The organism is Streptomyces sp. NPDC037100 (assembly GCF_055606225.1).
In genome coordinates, this window is record NZ_JBVJSX010000016.1 from 128,602 (window position 1) to 145,028 (window position 16,427).

At 70.2% G+C, this 16,427-nt stretch carries 12 protein-coding genes and 3 pseudogenes; 6 read left to right on the forward strand and 9 right to left on the reverse strand.

What is annotated here, in order from left to right; translation table 11 throughout:
* Window positions 1-105 precede the first annotated feature (105 nt).
* The 3 genes from rpsD to ACZ7EG_RS36565 all read right to left on the reverse strand — a co-directional run bounded on the left by rpsD (window position 106) and on the right by ACZ7EG_RS36565 (window position 3,093).
* Window positions 106-720 (reverse strand): 30S ribosomal protein S4, encoded by a 615-nt coding sequence (gene rpsD, locus ACZ7EG_RS36555; protein ID WP_031138994.1) that lies wholly within the window; start codon window positions 718-720, stop codon window positions 106-108.
* A gap of 303 nt (window positions 721-1,023) precedes the next feature.
* Complete coding sequence (locus tag ACZ7EG_RS36560; protein WP_471088601.1) at window positions 1,024-2,379, reverse strand: replication-associated recombination protein A; 1,356 nt, start codon at window positions 2,377-2,379, stop codon at window positions 1,024-1,026.
* Between the two features lie 57 nt (window positions 2,380-2,436).
* Window positions 2,437-3,093 (reverse strand): vitamin K epoxide reductase family protein, encoded by a 657-nt coding sequence (locus ACZ7EG_RS36565; protein WP_471088603.1) that lies wholly within the window; start codon window positions 3,091-3,093, stop codon window positions 2,437-2,439.
* A gap of 142 nt (window positions 3,094-3,235) precedes the next feature.
* Here ACZ7EG_RS36565 and ACZ7EG_RS36570 point away from each other — a divergent pair, with 142 nt between their 5' ends.
* From ACZ7EG_RS36570 to ACZ7EG_RS36585, 4 genes and pseudogenes are all read left to right on the forward strand, one after another.
* The gene (locus ACZ7EG_RS36570) at window positions 3,236-4,108 is read left to right on the forward strand and encodes an ABC transporter ATP-binding protein (protein ID WP_471088605.1); all 873 of its coding nucleotides are present in this window, start codon (window positions 3,236-3,238) and stop codon (window positions 4,106-4,108) included.
* A pseudogene (locus ACZ7EG_RS36575) lies at window positions 4,105-4,487 on the forward strand (ABC transporter permease); the annotation flags it as partial. The gene ACZ7EG_RS36570 and the pseudogene ACZ7EG_RS36575, both read left to right, overlap by 4 nt.
* 1 nt (window position 4,488) lies before the next feature.
* Window positions 4,489-5,357: pseudogene (locus tag ACZ7EG_RS36580) on the forward strand (sensor histidine kinase); the annotation flags it as partial.
* Window positions 5,335-5,634 (forward strand): annotated as a pseudogene (locus ACZ7EG_RS36585) (response regulator transcription factor); the annotation flags it as partial. The pseudogenes ACZ7EG_RS36580 and ACZ7EG_RS36585, both read left to right, overlap by 23 nt.
* A 37-nt stretch (window positions 5,635-5,671) precedes the next feature.
* Here the strand turns inward: ACZ7EG_RS36585 and hisS are convergent.
* Window positions 5,672-6,934 carry a histidine--tRNA ligase gene (hisS, locus tag ACZ7EG_RS36590; RefSeq protein ID WP_471088607.1) on the reverse strand — a complete coding sequence of 421 codons (1,263 nt, stop codon included), beginning with the start codon at window positions 6,932-6,934 and terminating at the stop codon, window positions 5,672-5,674.
* 11 nt (window positions 6,935-6,945) lie between these two features.
* Window positions 6,946-7,653, reverse strand: a complete 708-nt coding sequence (locus ACZ7EG_RS36595; protein WP_471088609.1) for an MBL fold metallo-hydrolase — start codon at window positions 7,651-7,653, stop codon at window positions 6,946-6,948.
* A 167-nt stretch (window positions 7,654-7,820) separates the two neighbouring features.
* Here ACZ7EG_RS36595 and ACZ7EG_RS36600 point away from each other — a divergent pair, with 167 nt between their 5' ends.
* Window positions 7,821-8,666, forward strand: coding sequence for a peptidylprolyl isomerase (locus tag ACZ7EG_RS36600; protein ID WP_471088611.1), 846 nt, complete (start codon window positions 7,821-7,823; stop codon window positions 8,664-8,666).
* 135 nt (window positions 8,667-8,801) lie between these two features.
* Entirely contained in the window at window positions 8,802-10,031 is a 1,230-nt protein-coding gene (locus ACZ7EG_RS36605; protein WP_471088613.1) for a DUF349 domain-containing protein, read from the forward strand.
* A gap of 72 nt (window positions 10,032-10,103) precedes the next feature.
* Here ACZ7EG_RS36605 and relA read toward each other — a convergent pair whose 3' ends face one another.
* From relA to secD, 4 genes are all read right to left on the reverse strand, one after another.
* Window positions 10,104-12,626: a GTP pyrophosphokinase gene (gene relA / locus ACZ7EG_RS36610; protein WP_471088615.1), complete on the reverse strand. Its 2,523-nt coding sequence runs from the start codon at window positions 12,624-12,626 to the stop codon at window positions 10,104-10,106.
* 203 nt (window positions 12,627-12,829) lie between these two features.
* The gene (locus ACZ7EG_RS36615) at window positions 12,830-13,369 is read right to left on the reverse strand and encodes an adenine phosphoribosyltransferase (protein ID WP_471088617.1); all 540 of its coding nucleotides are present in this window, start codon (window positions 13,367-13,369) and stop codon (window positions 12,830-12,832) included.
* Window positions 13,366-14,469 carry a protein translocase subunit SecF gene (secF, locus tag ACZ7EG_RS36620; RefSeq protein ID WP_471088619.1) on the reverse strand — a complete coding sequence of 368 codons (1,104 nt, stop codon included), beginning with the start codon at window positions 14,467-14,469 and terminating at the stop codon, window positions 13,366-13,368. The genes ACZ7EG_RS36615 and secF overlap by 4 nt, the downstream gene beginning before the upstream one ends.
* Before the next feature lies 1 nt (window position 14,470).
* Entirely contained in the window at window positions 14,471-16,237 is a 1,767-nt protein-coding gene (gene secD / locus ACZ7EG_RS36625; RefSeq protein ID WP_471088621.1) for a protein translocase subunit SecD, read from the reverse strand.
* Between the last annotated feature and the right edge of the window lie 190 nt (window positions 16,238-16,427).

Here is a 16,427-nt window from a genome sequence, read left to right on the forward strand (position 1 = left end):
TACCGGATTACCCTCCGGCACCGGGTCGATCGCGAAAGCCCGCCGCCTCGCCCGCCCGGAGGGGCGGGGAGACGGCGGGCTGAGGTACCGCGTGCCTGCCGTGGATCAGCGGGCGTAGTACTCGACGACGAGCTGCTCGTCGCAGATCACCGGGATCTCCTTGCGGTTCGGCTCGCGGTCCAGGCGGAACGCCAGGGACTTGAGGTTCACCTGGAGGTAGCGCGGGGTCTCACCGTCGGGGGCGAAGCCACCCTCACGAGCGATCGTGAAGAGGGTCTTCTCCTTGGAGCGCTCGCGGACCTGCACGACGTCGTCCGGACGGACACGGAAGGAGGGCTTGTCGACCTTCTTGCCGTTGACCGCGATGTGGCCGTGGACGACCATCTGGCGGGCCTGGTAGATCGTGCGGGCGATGCCCGAACGCAGAACCAGGGCGTCGAGACGACGCTCCAGCTCGATGATCAGGGCCTCACCGGTCTTGCCCTGGACCTTGGAGGCACGCTCGTAGGCGCGGACGAGCTGGCGCTCGGACACGTCGTACTGCGCGCGCAGACGCTGCTTCTCGAGCAGACGGACCTTGTAGTCCGAGTTCTGCTTGCGGCCGCGGCCGTGCTCACCCGGCGGGTAGGGGCGGGCCTCGAAGTACTTGACGGCCTTCGGGGTCAGCGCGATGCCGAGGGCACGCGACTTCTTGACCTTGGGGCGGGACTGGTTCGCCACTGTTTTTCGCTTTCGTTGTATCGGCTTGTCAGGGTTGTGGGAGGTCGCATCCGCAGCCGGGGAAACCCTCCTCGGTCCTGGTGGACCGCGGTGGGCAGCCGCTCCCCTGGTCTGGGCACATACGTGCAGCACGCGAGTGGCCCACCGGCCGGTCCCGTCGGGCGACGGGGGGTGGTGGGCTGCCCGCGACACCGTTCGACGGTGCGCGACGCTCCTGGAGCCGATCCCGGAGGACCGGGCTCCGGCCGACTGTCCCGTTCTGACTGCACGGGACGCGGCACTCCGGACGAGTTTACAGGGTGCTCAGGACCGCTTTCGACCGAGGTTCTTCCGGGTCCACTCCACCGCGTCCGCGTAGCGGGCCTCCGCGCCGTGCCGGGTCGGCTCGTAGTACTCGCGGTTCTTCAGCTCGTCCGGGGCGTACTGCTGGGCCGCGATGCCCTCGGGCAGGTCGTGCGGGTAGACGTAGCCCTGGCCGTGGCCGAGCTTGGTCGCGCCCTTGTAGTGGCTGTCGCGCAGATGGGCGGGGACGGGTCCGGCGTGACCCTTGCGGACGTCCTCCAGGGCGGCCCCGATCGCGGTGGTCGCGGCATTGGACTTGGGTGCCAGGGCGAGGGCGATGGTGGCGTGGCTGAGGGTGAGGGCGGCCTCGGGGAAGCCGATCATGGCGACGGCCTGGGCGGCGGCGACCGCCGTCTGCAGGGCGGTGGGGTCGGCCAGGCCGATGTCCTCGCTGGCGGAGATCATCAGGCGCCGGGCGATGAAACGGGGATCCTCACCGGCCTCGATCATGCGGGCCAGGTAGTGCAGGGCCGCGTCGACGTCGGAGCCGCGGATGGACTTGATCAGGGCGCTGGCCACGTCGTAGTGCTGGTCGCCGTCGCGGTCGTACTTCACGGCGGCCCGGTCGACCGTCTCCTCCAGGGTGGTCAGGCCCACCTCCGCCTCGTTCTTGTCGAGAGCGGCTCCGGCGGCCGCCTCCAGGGCGGTCAGGGCGCGGCGCGCGTCGCCGCCGGCGATGCGCAGGAGGTGGCTCTCGGTCTCCTCGGGGAGGGTGACGGCGCCCCCCAGGCCCCGCTCGTCGGTGAGGGCGCGCCGGATGAGGGCCCTGATGTCGTCGTCCGTGAGCGGTTCCAGGGTGAGCAGCAGCGAGCGGGACAGCAGGGGGGAGATCACCGAGAAGTACGGGTTCTCCGTCGTCGCCGCGATGAGCGTCACCCAGCGGTTCTCGACGGCCGGCAGCAGGGAGTCCTGCTGGGCCTTGCTGAAGCGGTGGATCTCGTCGAGGAAGAGGACGGTCTCCTTGCCGTACCCGCCGGAGGCGCGGCGGGCGCCGTCGATGACCGCGCGGACCTCCTTGACGCCGGCGGTGATCGCCGACAGCTCCACGAAGCGGGCGTCGGTCGCCTTGGAGACGACGTAGGCCAGGGTGGTCTTGCCGGTGCCGGGCGGGCCCCACAGGAGCACCGAGGAGGGACCGGCGGGGCCGCCGGAGGCCTCCCCCACCAGCCTGCGCAGGGGTGAGCCCGGCTTCAGCAGATGCTGCTGGCCCACGACCTCGTCGAGGGTGCGCGGGCGCATCCGCACCGCCAGGGGGCTGCTGGACGGCTCCTTCTCCTGGCGGTCTTCGGCTGCGGCGGTGAACAGGTCGGGCTCCACGTCAGAAACCCTAAATCACCGCACTGACAGTCCGCCCGGGGCCCGCAACGGCCCGGATCAGCTGAGCCAGAAGTCCCACCAGCGGGTCAGGATCAGCATGCCGATGATGCCGATGTGCAGCACCGGCATGACCCACGTGAACTCGCCGAAGAAGCTCTTGAGCCAGCTCGGGGCGGGCAGGAAGCCCTTGCGGATGTTGAACGACGTGACGTACCAGAACATCAGGATCGTGGCGACCCAGGCCAGGCTGCACCACAGGCACAGCGCGTTGATCCGGTACAGGGACTGGAACATCAGCCAGGCGCAGAAGCTCACGCCGAAGAGGCAGCCGGCGTTGAAGGTGAGCCAGTACCAGCGCGGGAAGCGGGCGCGGGCGAGCAGCGCCACGCCGACGCCGATGACGATCCCGTAGCAGACGAGACCGAGCATCGGGTTCGGGAAACCGAAGACAGCGGCCTGCTTGCTCTCCATGACGCTGCCGCAGGAGACCACCGGGTTGAGGCTGCAGCCGGGCGTGAACGTCTTGCCCTCGACCTTGGCCTCGAGGATCTTGAACTTGTCGATCGTGATGACCCACGAGGCGAGCAGTCCGGCGGCGCCGGTGATGACCAGCAGCAGGGCGAGGGCCCGGCTGCCGCCCTCCGCGCGGGGCGCCGTCTCGGCGCGCTGCGGCTCGGGCTCCACGGAGACGTCCTTAACTGTCGTCTTGCTCATCACGCCGATTCCGTCACTTGAGACCTGAACACCTTCGGGCAGGGCCATTGTGCCGCACAGGTGCCTGTGTCCACCGTTCAGTGGACATAAGGATGTCCGCCCGGTCGTCCCCGAGGGCGGTGTTCCGGCCGACGCTCGTCGCATGACAGCACAGGGGTACGAACTCGCCGTGGACGTGCGGGGGCTGCGCAAGCGCTACCGGGGCGTGACCGCCGTCGACGGCATCGATCTGGGCATCCGGCGGGGTGAGGTGTTCGGCCTGCTCGGCCCCAACGGCGCGGGCAAGAGCACCACGGTGGAGATCCTCCAGGGCAACCGGGACCGGGACGCGGGCGAGGTGTCCGTGCTCGGGTCGGACCCGGCGACCGCCACGCGCGCGTGGCGTTCACGAGTCGGAATCGTCTGGCAGGACGAATCGGCGCCCGCCGAGTTGACGGTACGCAAGACCGTGCGCCACTTCGCCTGCTCCTACCCGAGGCCCCGGAACCCGGAGAAGGTCATCGGCCTGGTCGGTCTGGAGGCGAAGGCGGACAGCCGGATCAAGGCGCTGTCGGGCGGCCGGCGCAGGCGCCTGGACGTGGCGCTGGGCGTGATCGGCGGCCCTGACCTGCTGCTCCTGGACGAGCCGACGACCGGCTTCGATCCGGCGGCCCGGCGGCGGTTCCGGTCGCTGATCCGTGCCCTGGCCGACGACGGCACCACGATCGTGCTGACCACGCACTACCTGGAGGAGGCGGAGGCCCTCGTGCACCGGCTGGCCATCGTCTCCCGGGGCCGGATCGTCGCCGAGGGCGAACCCGGAGCCCTGCGGGAGCGGTACGGCACCGAGGCCACCGTCGGCTGGACCGAGCCGGACGGAACCCCCCGCACCGAGCGCACCGGGACGCCGACCCGGACCGTCTCCGGGCTCATGCGGCGCTTCGGCGGCGAGGTGCCGGGGCTGACGGTGAGCCGCCCCACGCCGGAGGACGTCTACCTCCGGCTGACCGGACAGTCCCAAGAGGACGCCCGATGAGCACGACTGCCGTACGGGAGCGCGGTGAGGTCGGCGCTGGACGGCTGCCCGGTGCGTGGGGGCTCGGGCTGCGGCGGGGAGCCCTGGAGATCAGACAGTTCTTCCGGCAGCCGACCAGGTGGTGTTCACCTTCGCCTTCCCGGTCGTCCTGCTGTTCCTGTTCGCGTCGATCTTCCGGGACGACGTGGAGGGCGCGGGCGTCACCGCCTCGCAGCTGTACGTCCCGGCGATGATGGCCGCCGGGATCATGTCGACGAGTTTCCAGGCGCTCGGCATCTCGATCGCGATCGAGCGGGAGGACAAGGTGCTGCGCCGGCTGCGCGGCACCCCGATGCCGCCCGCGGCCTGCTTCCTCGGCAAAATCTGGCTGGTTCTTTTGGCTGATCCGGGGAGATCCGCCCGACCAGCGGCAGGCGATCGGCTATCTGGCGGCAGGACTGGCGCTGTTCCTGCCGTCGGCGGTGCTCGCCGGTGGGACGCGGGCGCTGACGTTCGCGCTGATCCCGCAGTGCTTCATGACGCTGCGGCTGCGCCCGGCGCTGGTGGCGGTGGCCGTGATGAACCTCGTGCCCGTGGCGGGCTGGGCGCTGCTGTGGTGGCCCGGAGCGCGGGAGCTGGCGTTCGACGCGCTGTTCGCCGCGGTCACCCTGGTGTTCTCGGTGGCCGTCGGCATATGGGTCATCAGGATCATCGAACAGAGCCAGGAGCGGGCGGAGTTGATCGCGGAACTGGACGCGGGCCGCCATGAGGTGGGCCGGCTGTCCGAGGCGCACGGGGCGCTGGCGGAGCGGGAGCGGCTGGCCCGGGAGATCCACGACACGCTGGCGCAACCAGTCTGGTGATGCTGGTCCAGGCGGTCGAGGCGGAGCCGGACCATGACGTTCCGGCGGTCCGGCGTCATCTGCGGCTGATGGACGAGACGGCCCGTCAGAACCTCGCCGAGGCCCGGGCCCTGGTCGCCGGGGGCGCGCCCGCCGACCTGAACGGCGCCTCGCTGCCGAACGCGCTGGGGCGGCTCGCCGCGCGCCATGACGCGGCGCCGGAGGTGACCGGCCCGGTGCTCACGCTGCCCGCGGGCCCGGAGGTGGTCGCGTTGCGGGCCTGCCAGGAGGCGCTGGCCAACGCGCATAAGCACGCCGGGAGTTCGGTGCCGGCTGGCGTGTCACTGGCGTACACCGAGGAGTCGCTGACGGTGTCGGTGCGGGACGAGGGCCGCGGCTTCGACCGAGCTGGCGGAGGCCGTGCGGGCGGCGGCCCGTGGCGAGACGGTGCTGGCGCCGACCGTGGCGGCCCGGCTGGTCGACCAGCTGCGGACCAAGCCGGAGCGGCCACGGCTGTCGGGGCGTGAGACGGCGGTGCTGCGACTGGTCGCCGAGGGGTGCACGAACGCGGAGATCGGGCGGCGGCTGTTCATCGGTGAGTCGACGGTGAAGACGCATCTGCTGCGCCTCTTCGGGAAGCCGGCCGTGGACGACCGGACGGCGGCGGTGACGAACGCGATGCGGTTCGGGCTCCTGGAGGAGTGAGGAAGGCGCCGTACCCGGCGCCTTCCCCCACCGTGTCTCAGCCGAGCCGTGCCTCCAGCTCGGCCACGATCTCGTTCACGCCGACCGCCGTCTGCTCGCCCGACTCCATGTCCTTGAGCTGGACGACGCCCTCGGCGAGGTCGCGCTCGCCGGCGACGACCGTGTAGCGGGCGCCGCTGCGGTTGGCGTTCTTCATCGCGCCCTTGAGGCCCTTGCCGCCATAGGAGAAGTCGGCCGCGATGCCGTTCTTGCGCAACTCCGTGACCTTGGCGAACAGGATCCGGCGGGCCTCCTCGCCGAGCGGGACGGCGAACACGCTGGTGGTCGCGGGCAGTTCGAGCTCGACGCCCTCCGCCTCCAGGGCGAGGACCGTGCGGTCGACGCCGAGGGCCCAGCCGACGGACGGCAGCGCGGGGCCGCCGATCATCTCGGAGAGGCCGTCGTAGCGGCCCCCGCCCCCCACCGCGGACTGCGAGCCGAGGCCGTCGTGGACGAACTCGAAGGTGGTGCGGGTGTAGTAGTCCAGGCCGCGGACCAGCTTCGGGTCGTCCTCGAAGGAGACGCCGGCAGCCGTGATCAGCTCACGGACCTCCTCGTGGTACGCCTTGCACGCGTCGCACAGGTAGTCGCGCAGCAGCGGCGCGTCCCCCAGCTGCTTCTGGACCGACTCGCGCTTGTCGTCCAGGACGCGCAGCGGGTTGATCTCCGCGCGGCGCAGGGTGTCCTCATCCAGGTCGAGGCCGCGCAGGAACTCCTGGAGCGCCGACCGGTAGACGGGACGGCACTCCTGGTCGCCCAGGCTGTTGAGCAGGATCCGGAAGTCGCTCAGGCCCAGCGAGCGGTACGCCTGGTCGGCCAGGATGATCAGCTCGGCGTCCAGCGCCGGGTCCTCCGCGCCGATCGCCTCGGCACCGACCTGGGAGAAGTGGCGGTAGCGGCCCTTCTGGGGGCGCTCGTAGCGGTAGTACGAGCCCGAGTACCAGAGCTTGACCGGGAGGTTGCCGGCCTTGTGGAGGTTGGCCTCCAGCGCGGCGCGCAGAACGGAGGCCGTGCCCTCGGGGCGCAGGGCGAGCCGGTCGCCGCCCTTGGTCTCGAAGGCGTACATCTCCTTGGTCACGATGTCGGTGGACTCACCGACCCCGCGGGCGAAGAGTTCGACGTTCTCGAAGCCCGGCGTCTCGATGTAGCCGTAGCCGGAGTTGCGCAGCGGAGCGGCGATCGCCTCACGGACGGCGAGGTACTTCGCGCTGTCCGGCGGGATCAGGTCGTACGTGCCCTTGGGGGCCTTGAAGGTGCTCACGGAAGGTCTCGTCACATTCCTCGTCGGGGAGCCTGAGATGCTCCCTGGCCGGTCGCCACCTGCCGCAGATACGGGTTGGCGGCGCGCTCCTGGCCGATGGTCGTCTGGGGGCCGTGGCCGGACAGCACCACGGTCGAGTCGTCGAGCGGCAGGCACACACGGGCCAGCGAGTCGAGCATCTCGGCCATGTCACCGCCGGGCAGGTCGGTACGTCCGATGGAGCCGGCGAACAGCAGGTCGCCCGAGAAGAGGATCGGCGGGATGTCCGCCGCCTCGGGCAGGCCGAAGGTCACCGACCCCTTGGTATGGCCCGGCGCGTGCGCGACGGACAGCTGCAGGCCCGCCAGCTCCAGCTTCGCGCCGTCGGTCAGCTCTTTGACGTCGTCGGGCTCCCCCACGGTCAGCTCGCCCAGCAGCGGCATCCCGATGGAACGGCCGATCCCCTTCTCGGGGTCGCTCATCATGTAGCGGTCGTCGGGGTGGATCCAGGCCGGCACGTCGTGCGCGCCGCACACCGGGACGACCGAGGCCACGTGGTCGATGTGGCCGTGGGTGAGGACGACGGCGACGGGCTTGAGGCGATGCTTCCTGATCGCTTCCTCGACGCCGTCGGCGGCCTGGTGGCCGGGGTCGATGATCACGCACTCCTCACCGGCGGCGGGGGCGACGAGGTAGCAGTTCGTCCCCCAGGCCCCGGCGGGGAACCCGGCAATGAGCACGATCGTCCTTCGTTGTGTCGATACGGGCGGCTACGGCTGCTCACAGAGCCTACCGGCGCTGCCGATTCCTCAGCGAACCCATATACGGTACGGGGCACACGCACGCGCTCGGCACACAGGACGCAGGCGTACCGGTCGACGTTCGAGACCCATGAGGAGAGAACCCGGTGGTCAGCCAGGAACAGCGGCGGCGTCAGCTCGCCCGGGAGAAGTTCTTGCGGCAGCAGCAGCGACGCACGGACGCGCGACGCAAGGCCCGTATCCGCAACTCCGTGATCGCCTCGGCTCTCGGCGTGGTCGTGGTGCTCTCGGTGACGGTCTTCCTGACCAAGCCGTTCGAGGACGACGACAAGAAGGAGAACGCGGGCGCGGAGGTCACCCCGAGCGCCTCGCCCAGCAAGGCCCCGGACCCGTGCGAGAAGCCGGCCCCGGGCAAGGTCAAGTCGGAGACCTGGAAGAAGGAACCGGCGATGACCATCGACGAGTCGGCGAAGTACACGATGAAGCTGGACACCACCTGCGGTGAGATGGACGTCGCGCTGAAGGCGTCGGCGGCGCCGCACACCGTCAACTCGTTCAACTTCCTTCTCGGCAAGGGCTACCTGGACCACAGCAAGTGCCACCGGCTCACGGACCAGAACATCTACGTCCTGCAGTGCGGCGACCCGCAGGGCACCGGCATGGGCGGACCGGGCTACACCATCCCCGACGAGAACCTCAAGGACAAGAGCCTCAAGGGCGGGATGTACCCGGCGGGCACGGTCGCGATGGCGAACCAGTACAACGCGCAGACGAAGCAGGGCCGCAACAGCGGCGGCAGCCAGTTCTTCCTCGTCTACCAGGACAGTCAGCTGCCGCCCGACTACACACCGTTCGGTACGGTGTCCGAGGCGGGCATGAAGGTGCTGCAGAAGATCGCCAAGGCCGGGGCGCAGGCCCCCGACCCCCAGACGGGCAACACGGCGCCCAACGCGACGGTCGTGATCAACAAGGCCACGATCACCAAATCCTGACCCCCAACTGCGAAATTTCGGTCGCGCGGGATGCGGACAGGCCCCCCGCCGGTCGCCTATGTTGGCCGTGACGAAACTGTGGACGATGCCCGGGGGAGCTGAGGCCCCCCGCAGGCATCATGTGGAGGAGGCGCTGTGAGCAGCGACCCGTGGGGCCGCGTCGACGAGACGGGGACCGTGTACGTGCGTACGGCCGACGGCGAGCAGGTCGTCGGTTCCTGGCAGGCGGGCTCCCCCGAGGAGGCGCTGGCCTATTTCGAGCGCAAGTACGAGGGCCTGGTTGTCGAGATCGGCCTCCTCGAGAAGCGAGTGAAGACCACCGACCTGTCGGCGAAGGACGCCCAGGCCGCCATCGACCACATCCGGGAGCAGGTCGACGCGCACCACGTGGTGGGCGACCTGGACGCCCTGCGGGTCCGGCTGGACAAGCTCGTGGAGCTGGTGGAGGCGCGCCGCGAGGAGCGCAAGGCGCAGCGGGCGAAGCAGTCCGACGAAGCCCGCCACGCCAAGGAGGCGCTGGTCGCCGAGGCGGAGGAGCTGTCGCAGTCCGACCAGTGGCGGGTGGCCGGTGAGCGGCTGCGGGCCCTGGTGGACACCTGGAAGGGTCTGCCGCGCCTGGACCGCAAGTCCGACGACGAGCTGTGGCACCGGTTCTCGCACGCGCGGTCGGCGTTCTCCAAGCGGCGCAAGCAGCACTTCGCGCAGCTGGACGCGCAGCGCGAGGAGGCCCGCAAGACCAAGGAGCGGCTGGTCTCCGAGGCCGAGGCGCTGTCGAACTCGACGGACTGGGGCGTGACGGCGGCGCGCTACCGCGAGCTGATGTCCGAGTGGAAGGCCGCGGGCCGCGCCCAGCGCGAGCACGAGGACGACCTGTGGAACCGCTTCCGCGGCGCCCAGGACGTGTTCTTCGCGGCCCGTAGCTCGGTCTTCGCCGAGCGGGACGCGGAGCAGTCGGAGAACCTCAAGCTCAAGGAGGAGCTGGCCGAGGAGGCCGAGAAGCTCCTGCCGATCACGGACCTGAAGGCGGCCCGCGCCGCTTTCCGGAACGTGAACGAGCGCTGGGAGGCCATCGGCCACGTGCCGCGCGACGCCCGGCCCAAGGTCGAGGGCCGCATGCACGCCGTCGAGCGGGCCATCCAGGAGGCCGAGGAGGCCGAGTGGCGCCGGACGAACCCGGAGGCACGCGCGCGTGCCGAGGGTCTGACCGGCCAGCTCCAGGCCGCCGTGGACAAGCTGCGGGGCCAGATCGAGCAGGCCCGCGCGCAGGGCAACAACGCCAAGGCCGACAAGCTCCAGCGTGAGCTCGACGGCCGGCAGGCGCTGCTGGACCAGGCGCAGAAGGGCCTGCAGGAGTTCGGAGGCTGAGCAGCCGACACGAAGGGGGCTTTCCGTACACGACGTACGGGAGCCCCCCTTTCGTGTGGCTGCTGCGGGCCGCTACGACCTGCTGCGCGCCGACGTCACCCGGTACACGTCGTAGACGCCCTCCACCCCCCTGACCGCCTTCAGCACGTGGCCGAGGTGCTTCGGGTCGCCCATCTCGAAGGTGAAGCGGGAGGTGGCGACTCGGTCGCGGGAGGTCTGGACGGCCGCGGAGAGGATGTTGACGTGCTGGTCGGACAGGACGCGGGTGACGTCCGAGAGCAGCCGGGAGCGGTCCAGCGCCTCGACCTGGATGGCGACCAGGAAGACCGAGGACTGGGTGGGCGCCCACTCGACGTCGAGGATGCGCTCGGGTTCGCGGGACAGCGAGTCGACGTTCACGCAGTCGCTGCGGTGCACCGACACGCCGCTGCCGCGGGTGACGAAGCCGATGATGGGGTCGCCCGGGACGGGCGTACAGCAGCGGGCCAGCTTGACCCACACGTCCTCGACGCCCTTGACGACGACGCCCGGGTCGGCGCTGGAGCGGCGCTTGCGGCTGCGGCCGCGGGCCGGCGGGACCGACTCGTCGATCTCCTCGGTGGCGGCCTCCTCACCGCCGAGGGCCTGGACCAGCTTCTGCACGATGTTCTGCGCGGAGACATGGCCCTCGCCGATCGCCGCGTACAGCGCGGAGATGTCGGCGTAGCGCATCTCGTGCGCGAGGGTCACCAGGGAGTCGCCGGTCAGGATGCGCTGGATCGGCAGGTTCTGCTTGCGCATCGCGCGGACGATGGCGTCCTTGCCCTGCTCGATCGCCTCGTCGCGGCGCTCCTTGGAGAACCAGGCCCGGATCTTGTTGCGGGCGCGCGGTGACTTGACGAAGCCGAGCCAGTCCCTGGAGGGGCCGGCGCCGGCCGCCTTGGAGGTGAAGACCTCCACCAGGTCGCCGTTGTCGAGGGTGGACTCCAGCGGCACCAGCCGACCGTTGACGCGGGCGCCTATGGTGCGGTGCCCGACCTCGGTGTGCACCGCGTACGCGAAGTCGACCGGGGTCGCGCCGGCGGGGAGCGCTATGACGTCGCCCTTGGGGGTGAAGACGAAGACCTCGTTGCGGGAGAGGTCGAAGCGCAGCGACTCCAGGAACTCGCCCGGGTCCTCGGTCTCCTTCTGCCAGTCCAGGAGCTGGCGCAGCCAGGCCATGTCGTTGAGGTGGTCGTCCTTGCTCTTGCCGGACGACTTGGGGGCGTCGGAGCGCACCTTGGACGCGCCGGCGACGGCCTCCTGCTTGTACTTCCAGTGCGCGGCGATGCCGTACTCCGCGCGCCGGTGCATGTCGAAGGTGCGGATCTGCAGCTCGACCGGCTTGCCGCCGGGGCCGATGACCGTCGTGTGCAGCGACTGGTACATGTTGAACTTGGGCATCGCGATGTAGTCCTTGAACCGGCCGGGGACCGGGTTCCATCGCGCGTGCACCGTGCCGAGGGCCGCGTAGCAGTCGCGGACGGTCTCCACGAGGACGCGGATGCCCACCAGGTCGTAGATCTCCGCGAAGTCCCGGCCGCGGACGATCATCTTCTGGTAGACGCTGTAGTAGTGCTTCGGGCGGCCGGTGACGGTCGCCTTGATGCGGGCCGCCCGCAGGTCCTGCTGGACCTCGTCGGTGACGATGGCCAGGTACTCGTCACGCTTGGGGGCCCGCTCGGCCACCAGCCGGACGATCTCGTCGTACATCTTGGGGTAGAGGATCGCGAAGGCGAGGTCCTCCAGTTCCCACTTGATGGTGTTCATGCCCAGGCGATGGGCGAGCGGCGCGTAGATCTCGAGGGTCTCGCGCGCCTTCTTCTCCTGCTTCTCACGCTTGAGGTAGCGCATGGTGCGCATGTTGTGCAGGCGGTCGGCGAGCTTGATGACCAGGACGCGCGGGTCCTTGGCCATGGCGACGACCATCTTGCGCACGGTCTCGGCCTGCGCGGCCTCACCGAACTTGACCTTGTCCAGCTTGGTGACGCCGTCGACGAGCAGGGTGACGACGTCGCCGAAGTCGCGGCGCAGGTCGTCGAGGCCGTACTCGGTGTCCTCGACGGTGTCGTGCAGCAGGCCGGCCATCAGCGTGGCCGGATCCATGCCCAGCTCGGCCAGGATGGTGGTGACGGCGAGCGGGTGCGTGATGTACGGGTCGCCGCTCTTGCGCTTCTGGCCGCGGTGCCAGCGCTCGGCGACCTGGTAGGCGCGCTCGATCTGGCGGAGCGTGGCCGTCTCGATCTTCGGGTCGTTGCCGCGCACTATCCGCAGCAGCGGCTCCAGCACCGGGTTGTACGGGTTCGCGCGCTGCACACCGAGCCTGGCCAGACGGGCGCGGACGCGGTTGGAGGAGCCGGAGCGGGTCTGCTGGCCGGCCGCCTGACGGACCGCGGGCGGGGGGGTGGGCTTGGGCCGCGACTGCTCGGCGGGCTTGTCGACCGGCGCCGCCTGGGCGTGCTCGACCGGCCCGCGGGTGTCGTTCTTCGCGTGGGGCGCGTTGGGCGCGGGTTTGGCCGCGGCTGCCGAGGCGGACTCGGGCTTGGCGGCGGTCAGGTGCTGGGCCTCGTCTGGCAAGAGGACTCCTCGTGCGCGATCCGGGTCCCCCGGTCAGGCTCCGGACCCCCATGGTAGCGATCCCGGGCCCCGGGATCGCCTTCAGGCCAATGTGAGGACCGTCTACCCGGGAAACGCAGGTAACGCACGAGGCGGGCTCCGGATTCCTCCGGGCCCGCCTCTGCGGTGTCGTGCCGGTCTCCGCCGGGACGGCTGCGCGGCCGCTAGACCGTGAGCAGCGCCTCCAGCGGGGCACCGTTCAGCGCCGGCTCCAGGCGGGCGCGGCCGCTCAGGAAGCCGAGCTCCATGAGGACGGCGAGACCCGCGACCTCGGCGCCGGCCCGGCGGATGAGCTCGACCGATGCCTCGGCGGTGCCGCCGGTGGCGAGGACGTCGTCGACGATGAGCACCCGGTCCCCGGCGGTGAGGTCCTCGGCATGCACCTCGATCTCCGCCGAGCCGTACTCCAGGTCGTAGGCCTGGGCGAGGGTGGCTCCGGGGAGCTTGCCCGCCTTGCGTACGGGGATGAAGCCGAGGCCGGCACGGACGGCGACGGGGGCACCGAGGATGAAGCCACGGGCCTCCAGGCCGACGACCTTGGTGGCCCCGGTGCTCTCGGCGATCTCGGCGAGGGCGTCGGTGAGCGCGGTGAACGCCGCCGGGTCCGCCAGGAGCGGGGTGATGTCCTTGAACATCACGCCCGGCTCCGGGTAGTCCGCCACGTCCCTGATGCGGCTGAGGAGAAGCTCCCTGATCTCGGTCATCGGCGCTTCCCCGAGGGGCGGCCACGGCCGCGGCTGCGGGAGGCGGGCTGGTGGCGCGGCCCGACCACCGCGGGTGCGGCGTCCTCGGGCTCGTCCGTGTACACCTCGTCGTCGCCCTGGACCTCGGTCTCACCCTTGGCCCGCTTGGCCAGGACGCGCTTCTTCAGGGCCTTCATCTGCGGCTCGCGCTCCTTGAGGTCGGCGACGAGCGGCGTGGCGATGAAGATCGAGGAGTAGGCGCCGGCGGCGAGGCCGACGAACAGCGACAGCGAGATGTCGTTCAGCATGCCGGCGCCGAGGACACCGCCACCGATGAACAGCAGGCCCGCGACCGGCAGGAGCGCCACCACCGTGGTGTTGATGGAGCGGACCAGGGTGCTGTTGATCGAGCGGTTGGCGACGTCGCTGTAGGTCCAGCGGGTCTGCTTGGTGAGGTCCCTCGTCTGCTCCTTGAGGCTGTCGAAGACCACGACCGTGTCGTAGAGCGAGTAACCGAGGATGGTCAGCAGACCGATCACCGTGCCCGGTGTGACCTCGAAGCCGACCAGGGCGTAGATGCCGACGGTGATGGTGATGTCGTGGATCAGCGCCACGAACGCGGCGAGCGCCATGCGCCACTCGAACGCGATCGCCAGGTAGATGACCACGAGGATCAGGAAGATGCCGAGGCCCTGCCAGGCCTTGTTGGCGATCTGCTCACCCCAGCTGGGACCGACCAGTTCGGCGTTGATCTGCTCCGCGTCGACCTTGAGGTCCTCCGAGAGCTGGTCCTTGATCTGGTTGGCCTTGTCGGTCTCGATGCCCGCGACCTGGATCCGCAGGCTGCCGTCACCGAGCCCCTGGACGATCGCGTCGTGACCGGAGGCCGCTTCCGCGTACTCCTCGGCCTGGGACACCGAGACGCTGATGTTCTTCGGGGTGGTGAAGACGGCACCGCCCTGGAACTCGATGCCCATGTTCAGGCCGCGAACCGCCAGGCCGACGACGGCCGTGATGGTGATCAGGATCGACAGGCCGTACCAGATCTTGCGGTTCTTGACGAAGTCGTAGCCGATCTCGCCACGGTGCAGCCGGGCGCCGAGGTTGCCGAGTTTCGACATCTCACGCCTCCTTCGTCTCGACGGGGGCGGAGGGACGGCGGGTGCGGCGCAGTGGCGGCTGCGCACCCAGGCTCTTCGGGTCGAGGCCGGACCACTTGTGGCCGCTCGCGAAGAAGGTGCGACGGGCCAGCAGCGTCAGCAGCGGCTTGGTGAAGAGGAAGACCACGACCACGTCGAGCAGCGTGGTCAGACCGAGCGTGAAGGCGAAGCCGCGCACCTTGCCGACGGTGACGATGAAGAGCACCGCGGCGGCGAGGAACGACACGAAGTCGGAGACCAGGATGGTGCGCCGAGCGCGAGGCCAGGCCCGCTCGACGGCGGGGCGCAGCGTACGGCCCTCACGGATCTCGTCACGGACGCGTTCGAAGTAGACGATGAACGAGTCCGCCGTGATGCCGATGGCAACGATGGCACCGCAGACGGCCGGCAGATTCAGCGCGAAGCCGATGGCCGGGCCGAGCAGGGCCATGAGCGTGTAGGTGAGGGCGGCGGAGACCAGCAGCGAGAGGATCGCGACGAACGAAAGACCGCGGTAGTAGGCCAGCAGGTAGATGACGACCAGCGCGAGACCGATGGCGCCGGCGATCAGACCGGCCTGCAGCTGGTCACCGCCCAGCGCGGCGGTCACGGTCGTCATGCTGTCCACCTTGAAGGTCAGCGGCAGGGCGCCGTAACTCAGCATGTTGGACAGTTCCTGGGCGGACTGCTGGTTGAAGTTGCCGGAGATCTCGGCGTTGCCGCCGGTCAGGGCCTGCTTGACGGACGGATCGGAGACCACGTCGCCGTCCAGGACGATCGCGAACTGGTTCTGCGGCGGCTGGTTCTGGGCCAGCTTGCCGGTGATGTCGCCGAACTTCTTGGCACCGGCGCCCGTGAAGTCCATCGTGACGGTCCAGCCGGCGCCGGTCTGGGTGTTCAGGACGGCCTGGGCCTTGTCGACGTCCGTGCCGTCGACCTCCGCGGGGCCGAGGATGTACTTCTGCCACTGGCCCTGCGAGTTCTTGCCGCAGGCCAGGGTGGGCTGGGAGGCCTTGACGCCGTCGCCCACGGTGGAGCGGATCTTGGCGTCCGTGCAGTCGAGCTCGGCGTACTTCGCCTGCAGCGCGTTCGCGTCGGCCTCGGCGGAGCCGCCGCTCGCCGACGGGGAGGGGCTGCTTGCGGGCTTGTCCGACGCGCTCGCGGACGGCGTGGCGTCTGCCTTCAGCCCGTCGGTGACCGCGCGGCCCTGGGTGGTGGGCGTGGCGGACGGGGAGGCGGAGTTCTTGTCGGTGGCCTCGGGCTTGTCGGACGCCTTGCCGGACGGCTTGTCCGAGGGGCTGCCGGTGGGGCTCGGGGAGGGGCTGGCCGTGCCCTTGCCGCCGGAGACCTCGGTGGCGATGACCGGGCGGAAGTAGAGCTTGGCGGTGGTGCCGACCTGCTTGCGGGCCTGCTCGGAGTTGGTCCCCTTGGGGATGTTCACGACGATGTTGTCGCGACCCTGCGTCTGGACCTCGGCCTCCGAGACGCCCAGACCATTGACACGGCGCTCCATGATGGAGACGGCCGTGTCCATGTTGGTCTTGTTGATCGCCGACTCGTTGCCGGCCTCGGGGACCGCGCGGAGCGTGATGCTCGTGCCACCGGCCAGGTCGATGCCCAGGCGTGGCTTGGTGTGTCCCGAGGCGAACATTCCACCGGTGAGCGCCGCGATGGCGATCAGGATCAGGGCCAGCGAGCGCCCCGGCTTGCTCTGGGCGCTCGCGTTCCTGCCCTTTTTAGGTGTGGCCACCTTCTCGTACTCCCTCTCGGGCCACCTCGCTCCGGATCGGCGGACGGGCGGCCATGACATGGTGTCGGGATTCCGTGCGAGCTGGGCGTGGGCCGGGGGGGGGGGGGGTGGTTGGCGGGCCCCCTGAGGAACACACCCTTTCCCCCTCTGGCCCCCTCGGTCTTCTTCTCCCCTCTCCCTCTCTTCCCCT